Here is a 16,831-nt window from a genome sequence, read left to right on the forward strand (position 1 = left end):
GTAACTTTCTGATTTTATCATCAATGGTTACTGCATGAGGGCATTCCAAGTGGCGGGGCCAACTGTCCCATCAGCGGGAAGATTAAATTTTTGTTGGGCGGCTTTGACTGCGGCTTCGGTTTTGCTATCAAATACCCCATTAATCGGGCCGGAATAAAACTCTAATGCGGTTAAGCGTTGTTGTAAACCGAGTACCGCTGAACCTTCCATCCCTAAGCGCAAAATTTGCCAATCACCGGATGATATTTGCACGGGCAATGGATTAGCAACGGTTGGGGAATTGGTGGGGTTGTTTGGGGGATTCATGTTTGTATTTGCTGGGGCAACCACTGTGGTTGCTTGGGGGGCAATTACCGATGGTTGTGCCACAATGGGGCTGGGGGGAAATAAACGATTCCAGGTATCGGTTCCAGCCATGCCATCAACGGTTAATCCGGCATCTTGTTGAAATTTTCGCACCGCTTGGGCGGTACTTTCCGCATAAATTCCATCAAGTTTGCCGGTGTAATATCCCATCAGTAATAAAACCGCTTGTAGTTCAATGACCGATTCGCCCTGACTACCAATTTTTAGCAGCGATCGCGCCCCAGGGGGGACTGACTGACCGAGAATTGGGTTCGCCAAATTGGGCAAAACGGATAAAATAAGAGCTAATAAAATTGGCCGGATTAATCTTAGGGTTTTATTGTTTTTAATCATTATCTTTATCTCAATTTACTTCTGTCAATTCAACTCTTTTATTGCAGGACTTACGCATAAACGCTATTGGTAGGGTGTTGTTCCGAGCAATAACGCACCAAGACCCCAGATATAGAGTCGCTGCGTAAGTCCTATATTGGTTATTTGTTGTTGGTTATTTGTTCGTGGTTATTGTTTATTTAAAATTAGACTAACAACGGTAGGGGTCGATGGGAGCTTCACAACTCCCACCTCCCATTCAGAACGGAGCGTGCCACTTTCGCGGCACTCCGCTCCTAGCTGCGCTTGCTAAACCAATAGCATCCTAATGGGGAAGTCGTTAAACGTTCCCGTTTGGCATAGCGTTCATCCTTTGTCCCTTTAAAATCACACCATGTCGTAAGCGACTGGTTTTGTGCGTCCTTTGGACTTACTAATAATCGCTAACTTCACAGCCGTGGCACGTCTGCATATCCACTGGCAAAACCGGCGGAAAAGAGCTTTCTTGCCACATCCCATTCCCAATATTTCATCCGCTTACACACTATCGCTACTTACCATTACTGGTAAGAGAAATATGGGTTTACTTCGTTCCCTAGTGGTGGTTGAATGCGCTTTTAGGGTCTTCCCTGTCCCCCTAGGTATTTCTGGGATTCCTTTGTGACTGACTTGTTAAATTCGTCACCTTTCCCTATGCCATTTTGGACGCAGCGTAACAAGCAGTTTCGCTACTTTTGTTTGGAGAGGATTCAAGCCGGGAATTCGCTCTCGCTGCCCATGAGCGCTTGACTTGCTGATTTTTCCCATCTGCTTAGGGATGATCAGCTTTCCTACCCGCTTCACGAGTAAAGATAGTGAATCTTTACCGTGGGGTGAGGTGTCTATGACCTCGGAGGAAAAACCCTCCGGGAATCTTTGTCTACAGGACTATCCTGTACACCCCCAGAGTTATGTAGGTCAGAACCTACACCAGACGCACGTTTTGGGTTTTATCCCTAGACTTTCCGCCTGAACGAATCGCACGGTAGGGGTCGATGGGAGCTTCACAACTCCCACCTCCCATTCAGAACGGAGCGTGCCACTTTCGCGGCACTCCGCTCCTAGCTGCGCTTGCTAAACCAATAGCATCCTAATGGGGAAGTCGTTAAACGTTCCCGTTTGGCATAGCGTTCATCCTTTGTCCCTTTAAAATCACACCATGTCGTAAGCGACTGGTTTTGTGCGTCCTTTGGACTTACTAATAATCGCTAACTTCACAGCCGTGGCACGTCTGCATATCCACTGGCAAAACCGGCGGAAAAGAGCTTTCTTGCCACATCCCATTCCCAATATTTCATCCGCTTACACACTATCGCTACTTACCATTACTGGTAAGAGAAATATGGGTTTACTTCGTTCCCTAGTGGTGGTTGAATGCGCTTTTAGGGTCTTCCCTGTCCCCCTAGGTATTTCTGGGATTCCTTTGTGACTGACTTGTTAAATTCGTCACCTTTCCCTATGCCATTTTGGACGCAGCGTAACAAGCAGTTTCGCTACTTTTGTTTGGAGAGGATTCAAGCCGGGAATTCGCTCTCGCTGCCCATGAGCGCTTGACTTGCTGATTTTTCCCATCTGCTTAGGGATGATCAGCTTTCCTACCCGCTTCACGAGTAAAGATAGTGAATCTTTACCGTGGGGTGAGGTGTCTATGACCTCGGAGGAAAAACCCTCCGGGAATCTTTGTCTACAGGACTATCCTGTACACCCCCAGAGTTATGTAGGTCAGAACCTACACCAGACGCACGTTTTGGGTTTTATCCCTAGACTTTCCGCCTGAACGAATCGCACTAACAATCAACAACTAACAACCAAAGAATCCCTACCCAAAGAATCCCTACCCAAAGAATCCCTACCCAAAGAATCCCTACCCAACAACAAACATCCAAAGAATCCCTACCCAACAACAAACATCCAAAGAATCCCTACCCAACAACAAACATCCAACAACAAACAACCAACAACCAACAACCAACAACTATTCTAATCCTTCAATGGCTTCGGCAGGGCCAACGAGGGAAACATAAGGGCTGCCCGCAAGATATTGACCAGCGGATGATTGGGCGATCGCGGCATTGACACTGGACACCGCTTGGGGGAACCGAGTGTCAAATTCAATTCCCAGTCCAATGGTTTCATACCAGCCAAAAACCTGGGCTAATTGAGCATTGGTTTGTTTACCGAGGGCATATTGTCCTAGCAGCTTGTTTTTAGATGCTTGAAGTTCTTCTGCCGTTAGTGGAATGTCACATAATCGTTGCACTTCATAGCGAAGACTCTCTAAGGCTAACATGGTATTTTCTGGTGCTGTACCCATATAAACCACAAACATCGCCGGATCTAATCGAGTGGGATAAAATGCTGAAACATCATAAGCTAAACCGCGCTTTTCCCGCAATTCCACAAACAAGCGACTGGACAGACCATTTCCTAAGTAAGTATTGAGTAATTTTAAAGCCGCATAATCAATACTATTATCGTTCACATCATCGTGATGGTATTCTACCGCTGGGGCTAAATACCCCAACATGACAATGGATTGTTGGGTGTCTTGAACGGTGCATAAATAGCAGGGATTAGGGGTGATTTTCGGAAAGGTTAGCATGGGAAATTGCTCTGGAGAAACTGGCCAATCACCAAATATTTCCTCAACTAATTTTATCGCTGCTTCTGGGTTAATGCGACCGGCAATACTAATTACAATATTATCTGGGTGAAAATAGGTTTGGTGATAATTTTGTATATCGTTGCGGGTGATTTTTTCTACGGTTTTTTCGGTTCCCAGGGCAGAAAAACCATAAGGATGTCCCGGATACATGGCTTGTCGGAGTTGCTCGAATGCGACGGAAAACGGCTGTTCTTGTTGGGAGCGAATTCCTTGTAGGGTGAGACGTTTTTCCAGTTCGACTTCATGTTCGGGGAAGGAGGGCGATCGCAGCAATTCATTCGCCAGTTTTAAGATGTCTGGAAAGTCAGCGGAGACGGTTTTCAGACTCATTAAAAAATAATCGGGGCTGCTATTGGTGCTTAAACTAGCCCCGACAGACTCGATCCGTTCGGCAATTTCCAAAGAAGATAATTGATCCGTTCCTTTGGTTAAAACGGCGGCCAAGAGATGAGACAGTCCGGCCATTTCCAAAGGTTCACAACGGCTTCCAGCCCGTACAAAGATCCGAGCAGCGATAATATCAGCGGCGTAATTTTCTACAGCGATCACCACCATCCCATTTTTGAGGATTGTCCGCTGAACTATTGGCTGTAAAAGTGTATTGGTCACGCGATTTTTTCCGTTAGAACAGTAAAAAACTTCTCTCAATTTGAGCCTTCAGCTTTCAGCTTTCAGCTTCAGAGAACAGATAATCGGGGAAATTTTGGCAACTTCCCCCCAATCAAACAACTTCCCGTGCATACCGGATCAAGAATATCAAGAATATGGTTGAATTTCTGTGACGGCGTAACATTCAGGAGAAAGATACCGAGAAGCCAGAGTTTGCAGTTCTTCCGCTTGAAATGACTGGATTTCTTCGGGATAGGAAACAGCTACTTCTGCCCGGTCAATGGTTTGATAGTAACCATAAAGACCGGCAATTTGGCTGGCCGTTTCCGTGGAAAAGGCGTAATCATTACAAAGAAGCCGCTTACCTCTGGCGAGTTCTGCGGGAGAAATGGGTTGAGAGTGCAGTTCTCTTAGGCGATCGCCAATCAGCGATTCTACTAGGTGGATATTTTCTGCCTCCAACCAAGCATTAATCGTAAAGATACTGGAATCTTTTTGTAAAGAGAAATTGCTGGTAATGTCTTGGACTAAATGTTTTTCTTCCCGCAGTTCTCGCACCAAGCGCGAAGTTCTTCCTTCCGCTAACAGCACCGCCAACAAGTCCAGACCATAAGCATCTCTTATTTGGTCTACCCCAGGCCCGATCCAAGCCATCATCAATCTTGATCCTTCTAAGCGAGGTAAGAGCATTTCGCGGCGGCGAATTTCCCTGATGGGTGATTCTGCCTTGATCGTGGGTGTCGCCGTATGATAGTTTGTGGGGAAATCCTGAAACGCTTGCTCGACTAAGGCTAATGCCTGGTCTTCACCCACCCCACCGACGATCGTCACGGTCATATTCTCCGGTTGGTAGTGGGTACTGTGAAACTGACGCATTTGCTGAGGCGATCGCTGCATTAACCCCGGAATATCACCCAAAACTGACCGACCATAAGGATGCTGTTGATACACCATTTGCATCAGTGCTTGAAAAGCGATCCAATCAGGATTATCAGCTTCTTGGCGAATTTCCTCAAACACTACATCTCGTTCCCGGATAAATTCATCTTCAGGAAAAGCGGGATGTAATAACAGATCCGCTAAAGGGGCTAACGAATCTTTTAAATATTCCGTCGCCGTCATAATAAAAAAGTGAGCATAATCATGGCTGGTGGCTGCATTGGTCATCCCGCCCAAACTTTCAATCAGCCAATCAAAGGATCCGGGGGGTAGATTATCCGTACCTTTAAAAATCATGTGTTCTAAGAAATGAGCCATCCCTGACCAAGCATCGGGTTCCCGTGAAGCTCCCGCTTTTACCCAGACATCGACTACCGACACGGGGGTCGCTCTGAGGTATTGATGGATCACCGTTAATCCGTTATTCAGCTTAAAGACTTTGGCGGGAAATTTTGAGCGCGTGGGTATTACAGACAATTTATGTGATTTTCCATCTAAATTTAGTTGATTGGAAAATATCCTAGCTTTTTCTGGCAACGGAAAATTAACAACCTGATGGAAATTTTTCTTGGTGGTTTGTCCAGTCATAGCAAGTCCTCATTGACTATCGAGAATCGAGATTTAAAACCCAGCCAGCTTTGATTGTGAATTTCTCCTTTTTGAGCCATCACTCATTGACTTTATTCATATGTCCCCCTTGCTTATCTGTTTTATTATCTGTTTTATTATCTGTTTTATTATCTGTTTGGTTCTTGCTTCCCTGAGATGAACATGGAATGAACCGTTTTCATCAAAATTTTTAATCAAAATCGAATTATCAAATTATCAAAAATTGCTGACTTTTCGCTTGGTTCTTCGTTCCCGATCGGGTAATTTGCCTGAGTTTTTACGCAGCTTATCTTTACGATGCGAGTTGGTTTATCCTAACCGCTAGGCCGGGAATTAATTTTAACCCGCAATGTCAGCCGGTGGTTCACTCACTGACTGGAAAAATCGCGTTCCTTAAAAAAAATGATTTGATTAGTGATATTTTATCCCCAACCAAACCGTTAATTCTTTAAATATTCATTATAAAATCCAATATCCAGTAATTTTTAAAGATTAACGAGCAATTTTGTGTAAATTGAAAACGGTGGGAAAGTTTTTTGCTAGAATAAACCCACATCAGTTCAGTAAGCTACCCAGAACCCTGTTTACAGGGGGCGGGACTTCCAGAACATCACCATCCAAGAGACAGATTCCATGATTCCTACGGTTATTGAACAATCGGGTCGGGGCGAACGCGCTTTTGACATTTATTCACGTTTGTTGCGCGATCGCATCATTTTCCTCGGACAACAAGTTGACTCAGACTTAGCCAACCTGATCGTGGCACAGATGCTATTTCTAGAAGCGGAGGATCCGGAGAAAGATATCTATTTGTATATCAACTCTCCAGGCGGTTCGGTGACTGCCGGTATGGGGATTTTTGACACCATGAATCAAATTCGCCCTGATGTCTGCACCATTTGCTTAGGATTAGCTGCCAGTATGGGTGCGTTCTTGCTCAGTGCTGGAGCGAAAGGCAAACGGATGAGTTTACCTCATTCTCGGATTATGATTCACCAACCCCTAGGCGGCGCTCAAGGGCAAGCGACGGATATTGAAATCCAAGCTAGAGAGATATTATACCACAAACAACGCCTCAACGAACTGTTAGCTGCTCATACAGGTCAGCCTCTGGAGCGAATTCAAGAAGATACCGAACGGGACTTTTTCATGTCTGCGGAAGAATCCAAAGCTTATGGATTAATCGATCAAGTGATTCAGCGCCGTCCCACTATCACTCGCCCGGTTGCCGTTTAATTGCCGGTTGGATTGATTCAGCCATAAAAAAACCCCTAAATCTTGGCAAGAAGATTTAGGGGTTTTTGATGACATTTAACTTTCAGTTAGCTTTCCGTCGGGGTGGGCTGGGTTTGTAAGTAATGCAAGAAGTCCAATAATTGCTCATCGCTGAGTTGCGATCGCGCCCGCTGGTTATACCGTGTTTGCAGAAACTCACGCCCTTGCTGAGTATTCCAACCTAGGCGCTGAATTTCTATGGTAGTTTGAGCAATCTTTTTTTTGCGTTCATCATCAGATAAAAGATTGGTGGGGGAGGACAAATCCTCTCCGGTCATGGCTTCGGTTGCCTGAGTGGGGGCAACGGTATAAGACAAGTATGGATCGGCACTGGTGGGCGCCTGGTTGGGGCTGGGCGAGGAGGCGATCTCCTGCCCCGACATAGCCGAAACATCTCGGTTAGTCTCAAATGATTCAAAGGATTCAAAGGATTTTGTCGGTGTTGACCACCCGGGTATCTCCTCTGACGGGTTCTGGTTCTCCCCTGAAGAATAATAGTCTTGATTGGAAGCTAACCACTCTTCTTCTGGGGCGGAAATTCCCGCCGCCCCCCGGTAACTGCTGGGCAGATCCGTGAGAATGCCTTCCGATTGGAGATGAGGCAAATTCGCCGCCACATCTTGATTCGGATGGCGATCGCTAATTTGTGGCCGATTTCTGGGGCTGGAGTGCGATCGGCTTGTCCCTGCGGCAGAACTGACCCCGGACAAACCCGCCGATGGCTGCGGGGACACAAGCTGCGGGGACACAACCGGACGAGAAGCTCCTTGATGCAGCGGCGCCTCAAAACTAATGGCGCCCAGAGCTCTGAGTCTAGCTCGATCCTCGGCCATCTCCAGAGTATCTTCAGCGGCTAAACCAGTAGCCAGGGTGACATCATCAACGATCGCCAAAACCCTGACTATATACTTGCCTTGGTATATATTGAGTAACTCAGAAATTAAGCTGCCTCTGGGATAAACTTTACGAAATTCATTTAACATAACGGCACAAAAATAGTTGCTGATCGTTTTATGGGATATAGATGAGGGAGACTTTTTTCTTCACGAAGCGGGATGCAAGCCCTACCAGCCGTAAGAGTCAATCTCACTGTAACGGATGCTATAAAAAAAGTCTAATCAAAACTGTTTGTTATCTGTTGTTTGTTATTTATTATTTGTTATTTGTTATGAGTTGGCTATTACGGGCGCCAAACGCCAGCGAATGACAAATAACAAATGACAAATAACATTCAAAACAAGTGAAAAGTAATAGGGAATACAAGAATTATTAATCTAAATCGTGCAGTAAATTGCCACTTTCTTATAAAATAATAAAGATTATTAATCTGGTTTGCTAAAACGCTAGTGTAATGGCAACCATCTCTGAGATCCCCAGCAACAATGCTTAAGATGTTCTACAACCACTCTGAGGTAGGCAATTTACTTGCTGAACTGGGGATATTCTCGACAAGTGCAGTCAGTGAAATCTGTTGAACTTGTCGCACCTTGGCAGGGTGGATCGAGGTATGCTTTTGTCCCATAGCTCGGATCCGTCAGTTCTGAGATCCCAGATAAATTAATGCTCTAGAGAGGGAAAATACTGCTCCTTGGTAGTACCAAAAGTCAGAAAAGCGGCTCGCAATCTGGCTGTTGTATTCTGTTAGTTCAGCCGCTAGTCAAGTTAGTTATAAGCGATCCCGATCGAATCATCTCACGTCCGGCAAGCTGATCGAGCATCTGTTGGATGAAACGCTTGTAGCTTTGGTTACGCAACCGCCCCTAGTACATCTCTAGAATGAAGGTGCTCCGCACTGCGGCTTAGGCCGCGAACGAGTTGGATGGCTCTGATCCAAACCCTAATTCCAGACCGTTTTGCTCTCCCGGATGCTGATACTCGGAAATAAGAGCGTCCATCAACCCAATCACGCTTTTCTGCGGTGTGCAAGTCTCGAGCGAGAGTAGGGTGAAAGTCAAAGCCAACCGGCGATCTTCGGCGTTAATTTGTTCGGCAATTCTCCAGATCCAAGGAAATTATGGGGTTCTCAAGGTGGGAACCTTGCTGACGTGGGTAAGCTTGGTCATCATGGCACTAAAATTTCTGTAACTGTGCAATGCATGATGGTCAATCATCCTAGGCATTTCAACCAGAAAGCTACCCACAAATTCAACTGCATAATCATAAAAAAGGACTGATCGCTGCATGGAATTTTCAATCGCTACATTACTAGCAAATTTTACCGATGATAAATTGGTGGCTCCCAAAATTTTGGAAAAAAAATTGGGATGCCACGATGATGTCAGTCAGCGCCAATTACAAATTGCTTTAGATGCTTTGGAAAAAATTGGCTTGCTGATTAAAGATAAAGGCCGCTATCGACGCAACCCAGATCAAGCACTGGTGGAGGCGAAATTACGGTGTTCCAGCAAAGGCTTTTGTTTTGCGATTCAAGACCAAGAAGGCACTGAGGATATTTATATCCGCGAGAGCAATCTGAGTAATGCTTGGAATGGCGACCGTGTATTGGTGAATATCATCAAAGAAGGCAGTCGCCGTCGTTCTCCCGAAGGCGAAGTGCGCCTAATTTTAGAACGGGCAAATCCTTCAGTTTTAGCGCGAGTCAAAAAACAAAATACTGTTTATGAAGCCGTACCTTTGGATGACCGATTATTGTTTGATGTGATCCTCAAAGAAAACGGCATCAATCTGGAAAACGCGATCGAGTATTTAGTCCATGTGGAAATATTGCGCTATCCCCTCGGTTCCAATCCCCCAGTCGGACGAGTGGCGCAAGTCCTGGGTCTAGATGCGGAAGATGCCAACGACCTAGATATTGTCTGCTGTAAACATGATTTACCCCGCAATTTTTCCGACATTGTGGTGGAATTCACCAAGGGAATGCCGATTCAATTGCGGAAAAATGACCTCAAAGATCGGCTGGATCTGCGAGATAAATTGACCCTAAGTTTTGTCCCATTACCCTGGGGCTTAAAACTGTCCCCTGGTTCGGCCATCATCGATCATGGTTTTACTCTAGAAAAAATTAATGACTCTCATTGGCGCTTAGGGGTGCATACTTCTGACGTAGCCCATTATGTTAAACAAGAAACACCTTTAGACCGAGAAGCTCGCAAACGGGGTGTATCCGTCTATTTGGAAGACAAAGTAATTCCGATTTTCCCAGAAAGCATTTCCGTAGATCGCTGCTCTTTACTACCAGATTGTGAACGACTAGCCCTATCGATTCTAATTACTTTGGACAATGAAGGGAAAGTTGAAGAATTTGAAATTAAAAGCACTGCCATTTCTGTAGATCATCTGGTCAGTATTAGTGGTGACAGCGCCGAATTCAATGGGAATTCTCAGGGTGAAGCGCCTAAATGGGTGGAAATTAAATCAATTAACACCACTCGACCAACGGAACATGACTTATCCCCCCCTGCCCTAGAAATGTTGGCGCAGTTGTCTGAATTAGCGCAAAAGGTTCGCCTCCAGCGGCAAGCCCGAGGTGGGTTTGAACTGAATCAACCCCTGAATCAATATGGCATTAGTCCTTCTCCTTATGATGAGGAAGGGATTATGGGGGCATTAAGTCAGATTGGGATGTCCGGGCCGCAAGGGATGATCTGTGAGTTGACCATTTTGGCCAATCAACTGGTGGCATCTCATTTAAAGGAACTCTCAATTCCGGCGATTTACCAAATTCAGTCCGCCCCAGATCCAGAAGAGGTGGAAGAAATTGCGAAACTAGCGATCCAGATGGGGGTGGAACTTCAGATAGAAAATCCAGAGGCGGTGAGCCCTCGCGATTACCAACAGTTTACCAAGTTGTTGGGCAAATCCACTAATGAGCGGGTTTTGACTTATTTGTTAGAGTCCAGTCTCAAGGCTCCGATGTATAGCATGAATCCAGCCCCCCATTTTGGTCTGGCTTTGGATAGCTATTTGCACTGCACTTCCCCTCTGCGTCGTTATCAGGATTTGATGGTGCAACGAGTTCTATATGTTGTGTTTGAATCAGGGCGCGATCGCAAATCAACCCGTGCCAAAGAACGAATCAATCTGCACCATAGTAATTGCCACGGTCAAATTACCTGGAATGTCCTAGCCCCAGATGTGCAGAATGAATTAGAAAGTGAGTTGGCTGGAGTCGTCAACCATTTGACCGATCGCACCAGATTAACTCAGGAAGCAGAAGCGGATCTACAAGGATTGAAAAAAGCCGCCCTAATGAAAAAACGCACTGGGGAAATTTTCTCTGGGTTAATTACCGGGGTGCAGTCTTACGGCTTCTTTGTGGAAATTGAATTAGAAGGTTCAAATGGTTTCCCCATTCGTCTCGAAGGACTCGTTCATGTGTCTTCCTTGAAAGATGACTGGTATGAATATCGTTCTCGACAACAAACCCTTGTCGGTCGCAAGAACCGCAAGCAATATCGCTTGGGCGATCAGGTGGAAGTCGAGGTTAAAAGTGTGGATTACTATCGTCAACAAATTGACTTAGTAGCTGTTGGTGGTGGCAGTACCGCCAGCATGGATTATGAACCGGATGAGCCTTATTACAATGATGATGAGTATCAAAGATATTAATCTTTGATTATAGCACTTTGCGGAGTTATGAAGTACAGAAAAAACCTGTCATTCCCGCGCAGGCGGGAATCCAAAAAACCTCTGTACTTCATCCAATAAAAACCGCGATAATCTTTGATTGATTGGTCTTTATAACTTAAGAAACCCGGTTTCCGCTGTTGGGAGAAAGAAACCGGGTTTCTGTTGTTGGGGCAAAGAAACCCGGTTTCTGTTGTTGGGGCAAAGAAACCGGGTTTCTTCTGTGAATATCACGAGTTATCTGTGGGAAGCGAAAAAGAAACCCGGTTTCTGGGGTTCTGGGGCTGACTGTTGGGGCAAAGAAACCGGGTTTCTTTTGTGAATATCACGAGTTATCTGTGAGAAGCGAAAAAGAAACCCGGTTTCTGGGGGCGGCTGACTACTAGGCAGTAAATTGGTGATTTTAACTGATAACTTATGTGCCGAAATGCGCGGGCCCTAGTTTAGGCAATAGCAAATTGCTGTAACCTATGGGGTGGAAAGAAATTAATCACGGGCTAACCACCAAATTAATGCCCCAGCAGCCCCAACAGCTAATGCGACGGGTGCTGCTAAGGCCACAAATGGACTAATAGCCACTGCCCCAACTGTTCCCGCTGCGGTAGTCACAGTCGCAATTCCAAGACCGCCAGTAGTAGCAATAGTATGATCCTTAAAAAAATGACATTTTTTTAAGGATCATTAATGCTTGAAATGGTATAATTATTTTGTATGTTCAATTAAAATAATAAGTCATTTTTAGCGCAAAATTTAGTAGTAATCTGAGTTGAAACCAGGAGATAATTTTGCCGTTAAATTTGTATGAAGCAGAAATTAACAAAAATTGTGCCTTGTAAATAAATGTAACATTATCTAAATAAATATTACTAACTTGTTCTTGGGCATAATTTTTATTATCATTATCTAGGATAGTAAGTAGACGGGCAGAAATAAATGCACCACAGACCATACCAGAAGAAAAACTGTCATTCCCGCGAAGGCGGGAATCCAAAGCCTATCGGCGGAGAACGAAAAGTGCAATTAATTATGTTCACCTACTTAGTATTTTCTGATATATAATTTAAGATCATGGAACCTATATTAGCAGCAGCGTTAGCACTAGGAACAGTCGTCGGCACAAAAGCCTTAGAAAAAACAGGTGAGGGAATTGGTGAGGCTCTCGTTAAAAAAACTAAAGATTTTTTAACAAATCTTAAGCGAGAAAGTCCTACTACTGTAACGGCGATCGTTGAACATACACCCAATCAGCCGTTAAACTATAGTCAAATCATTCCCGCGATTCAAGCCGCAGCCGAAAAACAACCAGAATTAATGGCACAAATTGAAGAGTTAGCAGCATTAGGGCAAAAGGAACCAAAACTTATGCCCTATATTCAAGAGGCACAACAATCGAATTATCAAAAATCTATTGTGAATCAAATGCGTGATAATTACGGTGTCATTGCTGAAAAAATTGATAAAAATGTGCAGATTAATAACGTTGAAGGTGATGTGCATATTTAGAGAGAATAACCTGAATATTGACCGTAGTGGCTCAATGTTAATTGCTACCTAGTAACTGTAACTCTATGAATGATAATTACGGGGTTAACGCTGAAAATATTGGGACAAATGTTCTCATCCAAAAGGTTGAAGGCGGTGTAACAATAGGTGGCACACCGGAAACTACACCAAAACCTATTGATATTAACTGGCGCGAAGTCTCTCAAAACGCATTAGCAGAAAGACAAAAACTCACCACCAATCCCCTCACTACGGGTGAAGGGGTAGAATTTACTTTTGATGATATTTATGTGCCTCTGGGATTGGTGGAAAAGGTAAAGAAAGAAAAACGCCCTGGGGAGGTTTCGCCAGAGGAAGGTTCCCAATTTTATCAGCCAGAAAGACTAAAACAAGAGAAAGAAGAGAAAGAAAAGGAAGAACAGAAGAAAGAATATGAAGAAGTCATTCGCACTTATAAAAATGATGAGTTTTTCGCCCAAGTGCTGAAACAGGGGCAAAGTCCCAAAAGTCAAGGGCGCAGGTTAGCGGTGACAGGGGAACCGGGGGCGGGGAAAACCACCCTATTACAGAAAATAGCCCAATGGGTAGCCGCAGAGACAGAGCGGGATGTGGCAATTTGGGTGTCTTTGGCTGATTTGCAGGGGCGAAGTGTTGAGGATTACCTACGGCAAAAGTGGCTCAAGGATGCTCGGCGTGTGCGGGTAACGCCGGAAATGGAAGATGCACTAATATCGCTGTTTAACAGTGGGCGAGTGTGGCTGTTGCTGGATGGGGTGGATGAAATGGGGGGTAGCAACCCCCTGGCGACGGTGGCGAATCAGATTAGCGGTTGGGTTGCTTCGGCGCGAGTGGTGGTGACTTGTCGCCAGAATGTGTGGGATGCGGGGAAAAATGCTCTGGAAGGTTTTGATGTTTATCGCAATCTCGATTTTGACTACCCGGAGGGGGTGGGGCAATTTATTCATGGCTGGTTTGCGCGTCACCCAGAGTTAGGGGAGCGGTTGCTGGCAGAATTAGCCCAAGCTGGAAAAGAGCGGATTCGGGATACGGTGCGAAATCCCCTGCGGTTGGCGCTGTTGTGTCGCGCTTGGCAAAATCGCCAGGGGAGTTTACCGGAAACCAAGGCGGGGCTTTATGGGCAGTTTGCGGAGGCGCTGTATGACTGGAAGCAGGAGGCTTTTCCCACGACTTCCCAGCAGCGACGGGATTTAAATGCAGCTTTGGGCAGGTTGGGGTTGCGGGGGATGGAGCAATCAGAGTCTCGGTTTCGGTTAAGGGAAGGTTTGGTAACGGAGGTTTTGGGAGAAAAAGATGAGCCGTTGTGTCAGTTGGCGTTGCAGTTGGGTTGGATTAATCGGGTGGGAGTGGCGGTGGAAAATACCGATGAGCGGGTTTATGCCTTTTATCATCCCACGTTTCAGGAGTATTTTGCGGCGTTGGCGGTGGATGATTGGGGTTATTTTTTGCATCATGTACCGGATAATCCGAGTTTGGGAACTTATCGGATTTTTGAGAAGCAGTGGAAAGAGGTGATTTTGCTGTGGTTTGGGCGGGGGGATGTGCAGAAGGAGAAGAAAGAGGCGTTTCTTGAAAAGTTGGTGAATTTTGATGATGGTTGTGGGGATTGGCATCATCAGAAAGTCGATAAAGGTTTCTATGAATATCGTGCTTATTTTTTGGCGGCGGCAATAGTTCCTGAGTTTAAGGAGAGTGGTTTTGCTGATGCAATTGTTAGTCAAATTGTTAAAAATTGCGTTAGTTATCTGTATTCAATTAAAACAGGAGCCAACGCAGTATTAGTAGAAACTGATAGATCAAGGGCAATCAATCGCTTAATCCGACTCCTTGGTGAAACTTCTGATAAAGATACCCGTAGGAGAGTTGCCGATATTTTAGGTAAAATCGCCGTGGGGAATGAGGGGGCTATCAATCGGTTCATCCAACTACTTGATGAAACTTCTGATTATTCTACCCGTGAGAGAGTTGCCGATATTTTGGGTAATATCGCGGTGGGAAATGAGGGGGCTATCAATCGTTTAATCCAACTGCTTGATGAAACTTCTGATGAATCTACCCGTGAGAGTGTTGCCGAAAGTTTGGGTAATATCGCGGTGGGGAATGAGGGGGCTATCAATCGTTTAATCCGACTGCTTGATGAAACTTCTGATCAATACTATAACCAGGGAATAGTTGCCGAAAGTTTGGGTAATATCGCTGTGGGAAATGAGGGGGCAATCAATCGTTTAATACAACTCATTGATAAAAATTTTTATAAATATACCCGTGGGAATGTTGCCAATATTTTTGGTAAAATTGCGGTGGAAAATCAGGAGGCAATCAATCGGTTACTCCGACTGTTTGATGAAACTTCTGATGAATCTACCCGTTGGATAGTTGCCGAAAGTTTGGGTAAAATCGCCGTGGGGAATGAGGGGGCAATCAATCGTTTAATCCAACTGCTTGATGAAACTTTTGATAAAGATATCCGTGGGAAAGTTGCCGATATTTTGGGTAAAATCGCCGTGGGGAATGAGGGGGCAATCAACCGGTTAATCCAACTAATGAATGACAAAGATTATCATAAATATACCCGTTGGGAATTTGTACAAGAGATTTTGGGTAAAATTGCGGTGGGGAATGAGGGGGCAATCAATCGGTTAATCCAACTACTTGATGAAACTTATAATGAAGGTATCCGTGGTCGTGCTGCCCATATTTTGGGTGATATTGCGGTGGGGAATGAGGGGGCAATCAATCGGTTAATCCAACTACTTGATGAAACTTCTGATAAAGATACCCGGAGTAAAGTTACCTATATTTTGTGTCAAATTGCGGTGGGAAATGAGGGGGCAATTAATCGGTTAATCCAACTACTTCATGAAACTTCTGATAATTTTTATTCATCGGATAATTTTTATTCAATTTATTGGATTCCCTATATTTTGGGTAAAATTATTCGGGTAGGAGAACATAGACTCTATATTTTAATCCAATTTATAAATGAAAGTTCTGATAAATATATACGGCGCAAAATTGCCGAAACATTGAATAAATTTGCCCCAATAAATGATCTAATAATTAATCAGTTAATCGAGCATTTATATATTGAAGATTTTTTTTCCCAAGCATACGATATTGAAGAATTTGCCCATATATATTTTTATGGTGAAGAAAATGAGGGGTTAATTGCGGCTATAAATGAGGGAAAAATCAATCGTTTAATCCAACTACTTGATGAAACTTCTGATAAATCTACCCGTTGGATAGTTGCCGATGATTTGGGTAAAATTGCGGTGAAAAATGAGGGGGCAATTAATCGTTTAATCCAACTACTTGATGAAACTTTTGATGAATATACTCGTGGTATAGTTGCCGAAAGTTTAGGTAAAATCGCGGTGGGGAATGAGGGGGCAATCAATCGGTTAATCCAACTACTTGATGAAACTTCTGATGAATATACTCGTGGTATAGTTGCCGAAAGTTTAGGTAAAATCGCTGTGGGGAATGAGGGGGCTATCAATCGGTTAATCCAACTACTTGATGAAACTTCTGATGAAGATACCCGTCAGAGTTTTGCCGAAAGTTTTGGTAATATAGCGGTGGGAAATGAGGGGGCTATCAATCGGTTAATCCAACTACTTGATGAAACTTCTGATGAAGATACCCAGAGGATAGTTGCCGATAGTTTGGGTAAAATTATCCAGACCAAACAACAATATTACCAAGTAGTTTTTGGACTAAAACACAACTTCAATGATGAAATTTGCCAAAATAACTTTGACCTTTACGAAAGATCCTACAATTTGATTTGGCGATACGCCCAAAACCTCACTTACCCAGAATTTTATACAGCATGGCATCAAACACCCAATAACTTCTGGCAAAAGCTATGGCAATACTTAAACCGTCCAATATTTTAATCCCTAG

10 protein-coding genes are annotated in these 16,831 nt (G+C 44.4%); 5 read left to right on the forward strand and 5 right to left on the reverse strand.

From position 1 onward, the window contains the following. Window positions 1-27 precede the first annotated feature (27 nt). The 3 genes from ABWT76_RS05850 to ABWT76_RS05860 all read right to left on the reverse strand — a co-directional run bounded on the left by ABWT76_RS05850 (window position 28) and on the right by ABWT76_RS05860 (window position 5,407). Window positions 28-699 carry a peptidoglycan-binding protein gene (locus ABWT76_RS05850; RefSeq protein WP_054465885.1) on the reverse strand — a complete coding sequence of 224 codons (672 nt, stop codon included), beginning with the start codon at window positions 697-699 and terminating at the stop codon, window positions 28-30. A gap of 1,993 nt (window positions 700-2,692) precedes the next feature. Next, on the reverse strand, window positions 2,693-3,991 hold the full coding sequence (locus ABWT76_RS05855) for a M16 family metallopeptidase (protein ID WP_369817703.1): 1,299 nt from the start codon (window positions 3,989-3,991) through the stop codon (window positions 2,693-2,695). 147 nt (window positions 3,992-4,138) lie between these two features. After that, entirely contained in the window at window positions 4,139-5,407 is a 1,269-nt protein-coding gene (locus tag ABWT76_RS05860) for a pitrilysin family protein (protein ID WP_054465931.1), read from the reverse strand. A 747-nt stretch (window positions 5,408-6,154) separates the two neighbouring features. Here ABWT76_RS05860 and clpP point away from each other — a divergent pair. Then, a complete protein-coding gene (clpP, locus tag ABWT76_RS05865) occupies window positions 6,155-6,775 on the forward strand; it encodes an ATP-dependent Clp endopeptidase proteolytic subunit ClpP (protein WP_255353177.1) in 621 nt (206 codons plus the stop codon). A gap of 86 nt (window positions 6,776-6,861) precedes the next feature. Here the strand turns inward: clpP and ABWT76_RS05870 are convergent, their stop codons facing one another. Beyond that, window positions 6,862-7,797 (reverse strand): hypothetical protein, encoded by a 936-nt coding sequence (locus ABWT76_RS05870; protein WP_054465889.1) that lies wholly within the window; start codon window positions 7,795-7,797, stop codon window positions 6,862-6,864. 1,198 nt (window positions 7,798-8,995) lie between these two features. On the opposite strand from ABWT76_RS05870, the gene ABWT76_RS05875 reads away from it, so the two are divergent. Continuing rightward, on the forward strand, window positions 8,996-11,383 hold the full coding sequence (locus ABWT76_RS05875; protein WP_054465890.1) for a ribonuclease R family protein: 2,388 nt from the start codon (window positions 8,996-8,998) through the stop codon (window positions 11,381-11,383). Between the two features lie 118 nt (window positions 11,384-11,501). Beyond that, window positions 11,502-11,723: a hypothetical protein gene (locus ABWT76_RS05880; RefSeq protein WP_354635789.1), complete on the forward strand. Its 222-nt coding sequence runs from the start codon at window positions 11,502-11,504 to the stop codon at window positions 11,721-11,723. Between the two features lie 164 nt (window positions 11,724-11,887). On the opposite strand, the gene ABWT76_RS05885 is transcribed toward ABWT76_RS05880, so the two are convergent. Then, entirely contained in the window at window positions 11,888-12,010 is a 123-nt protein-coding gene (locus tag ABWT76_RS05885) for a hypothetical protein (protein WP_354635790.1), read from the reverse strand. 459 nt (window positions 12,011-12,469) lie between these two features. Here ABWT76_RS05885 and ABWT76_RS05890 point away from each other — a divergent pair, with 459 nt between their 5' ends. Both ABWT76_RS05890 and ABWT76_RS05895 read left to right on the forward strand, forming a co-directional pair. After that, a complete protein-coding gene (locus ABWT76_RS05890) occupies window positions 12,470-12,904 on the forward strand; it encodes a hypothetical protein (protein ID WP_354635791.1) in 435 nt (144 codons plus the stop codon). 65 nt (window positions 12,905-12,969) lie between these two features. Continuing rightward, window positions 12,970-16,824 carry a HEAT repeat domain-containing protein gene (locus tag ABWT76_RS05895; RefSeq protein WP_354635792.1) on the forward strand — a complete coding sequence of 1,285 codons (3,855 nt, stop codon included), beginning with the start codon at window positions 12,970-12,972 and terminating at the stop codon, window positions 16,822-16,824. Window positions 16,825-16,831: the final 7 nt, after the last annotated feature.

Origin of the sequence: Planktothricoides raciborskii GIHE-MW2, assembly GCF_040564635.1 — a bacterium.
In the GTDB taxonomy this organism is placed as follows: domain Bacteria; phylum Cyanobacteriota; class Cyanobacteriia; order Cyanobacteriales; family Laspinemataceae; genus Planktothricoides; species Planktothricoides raciborskii.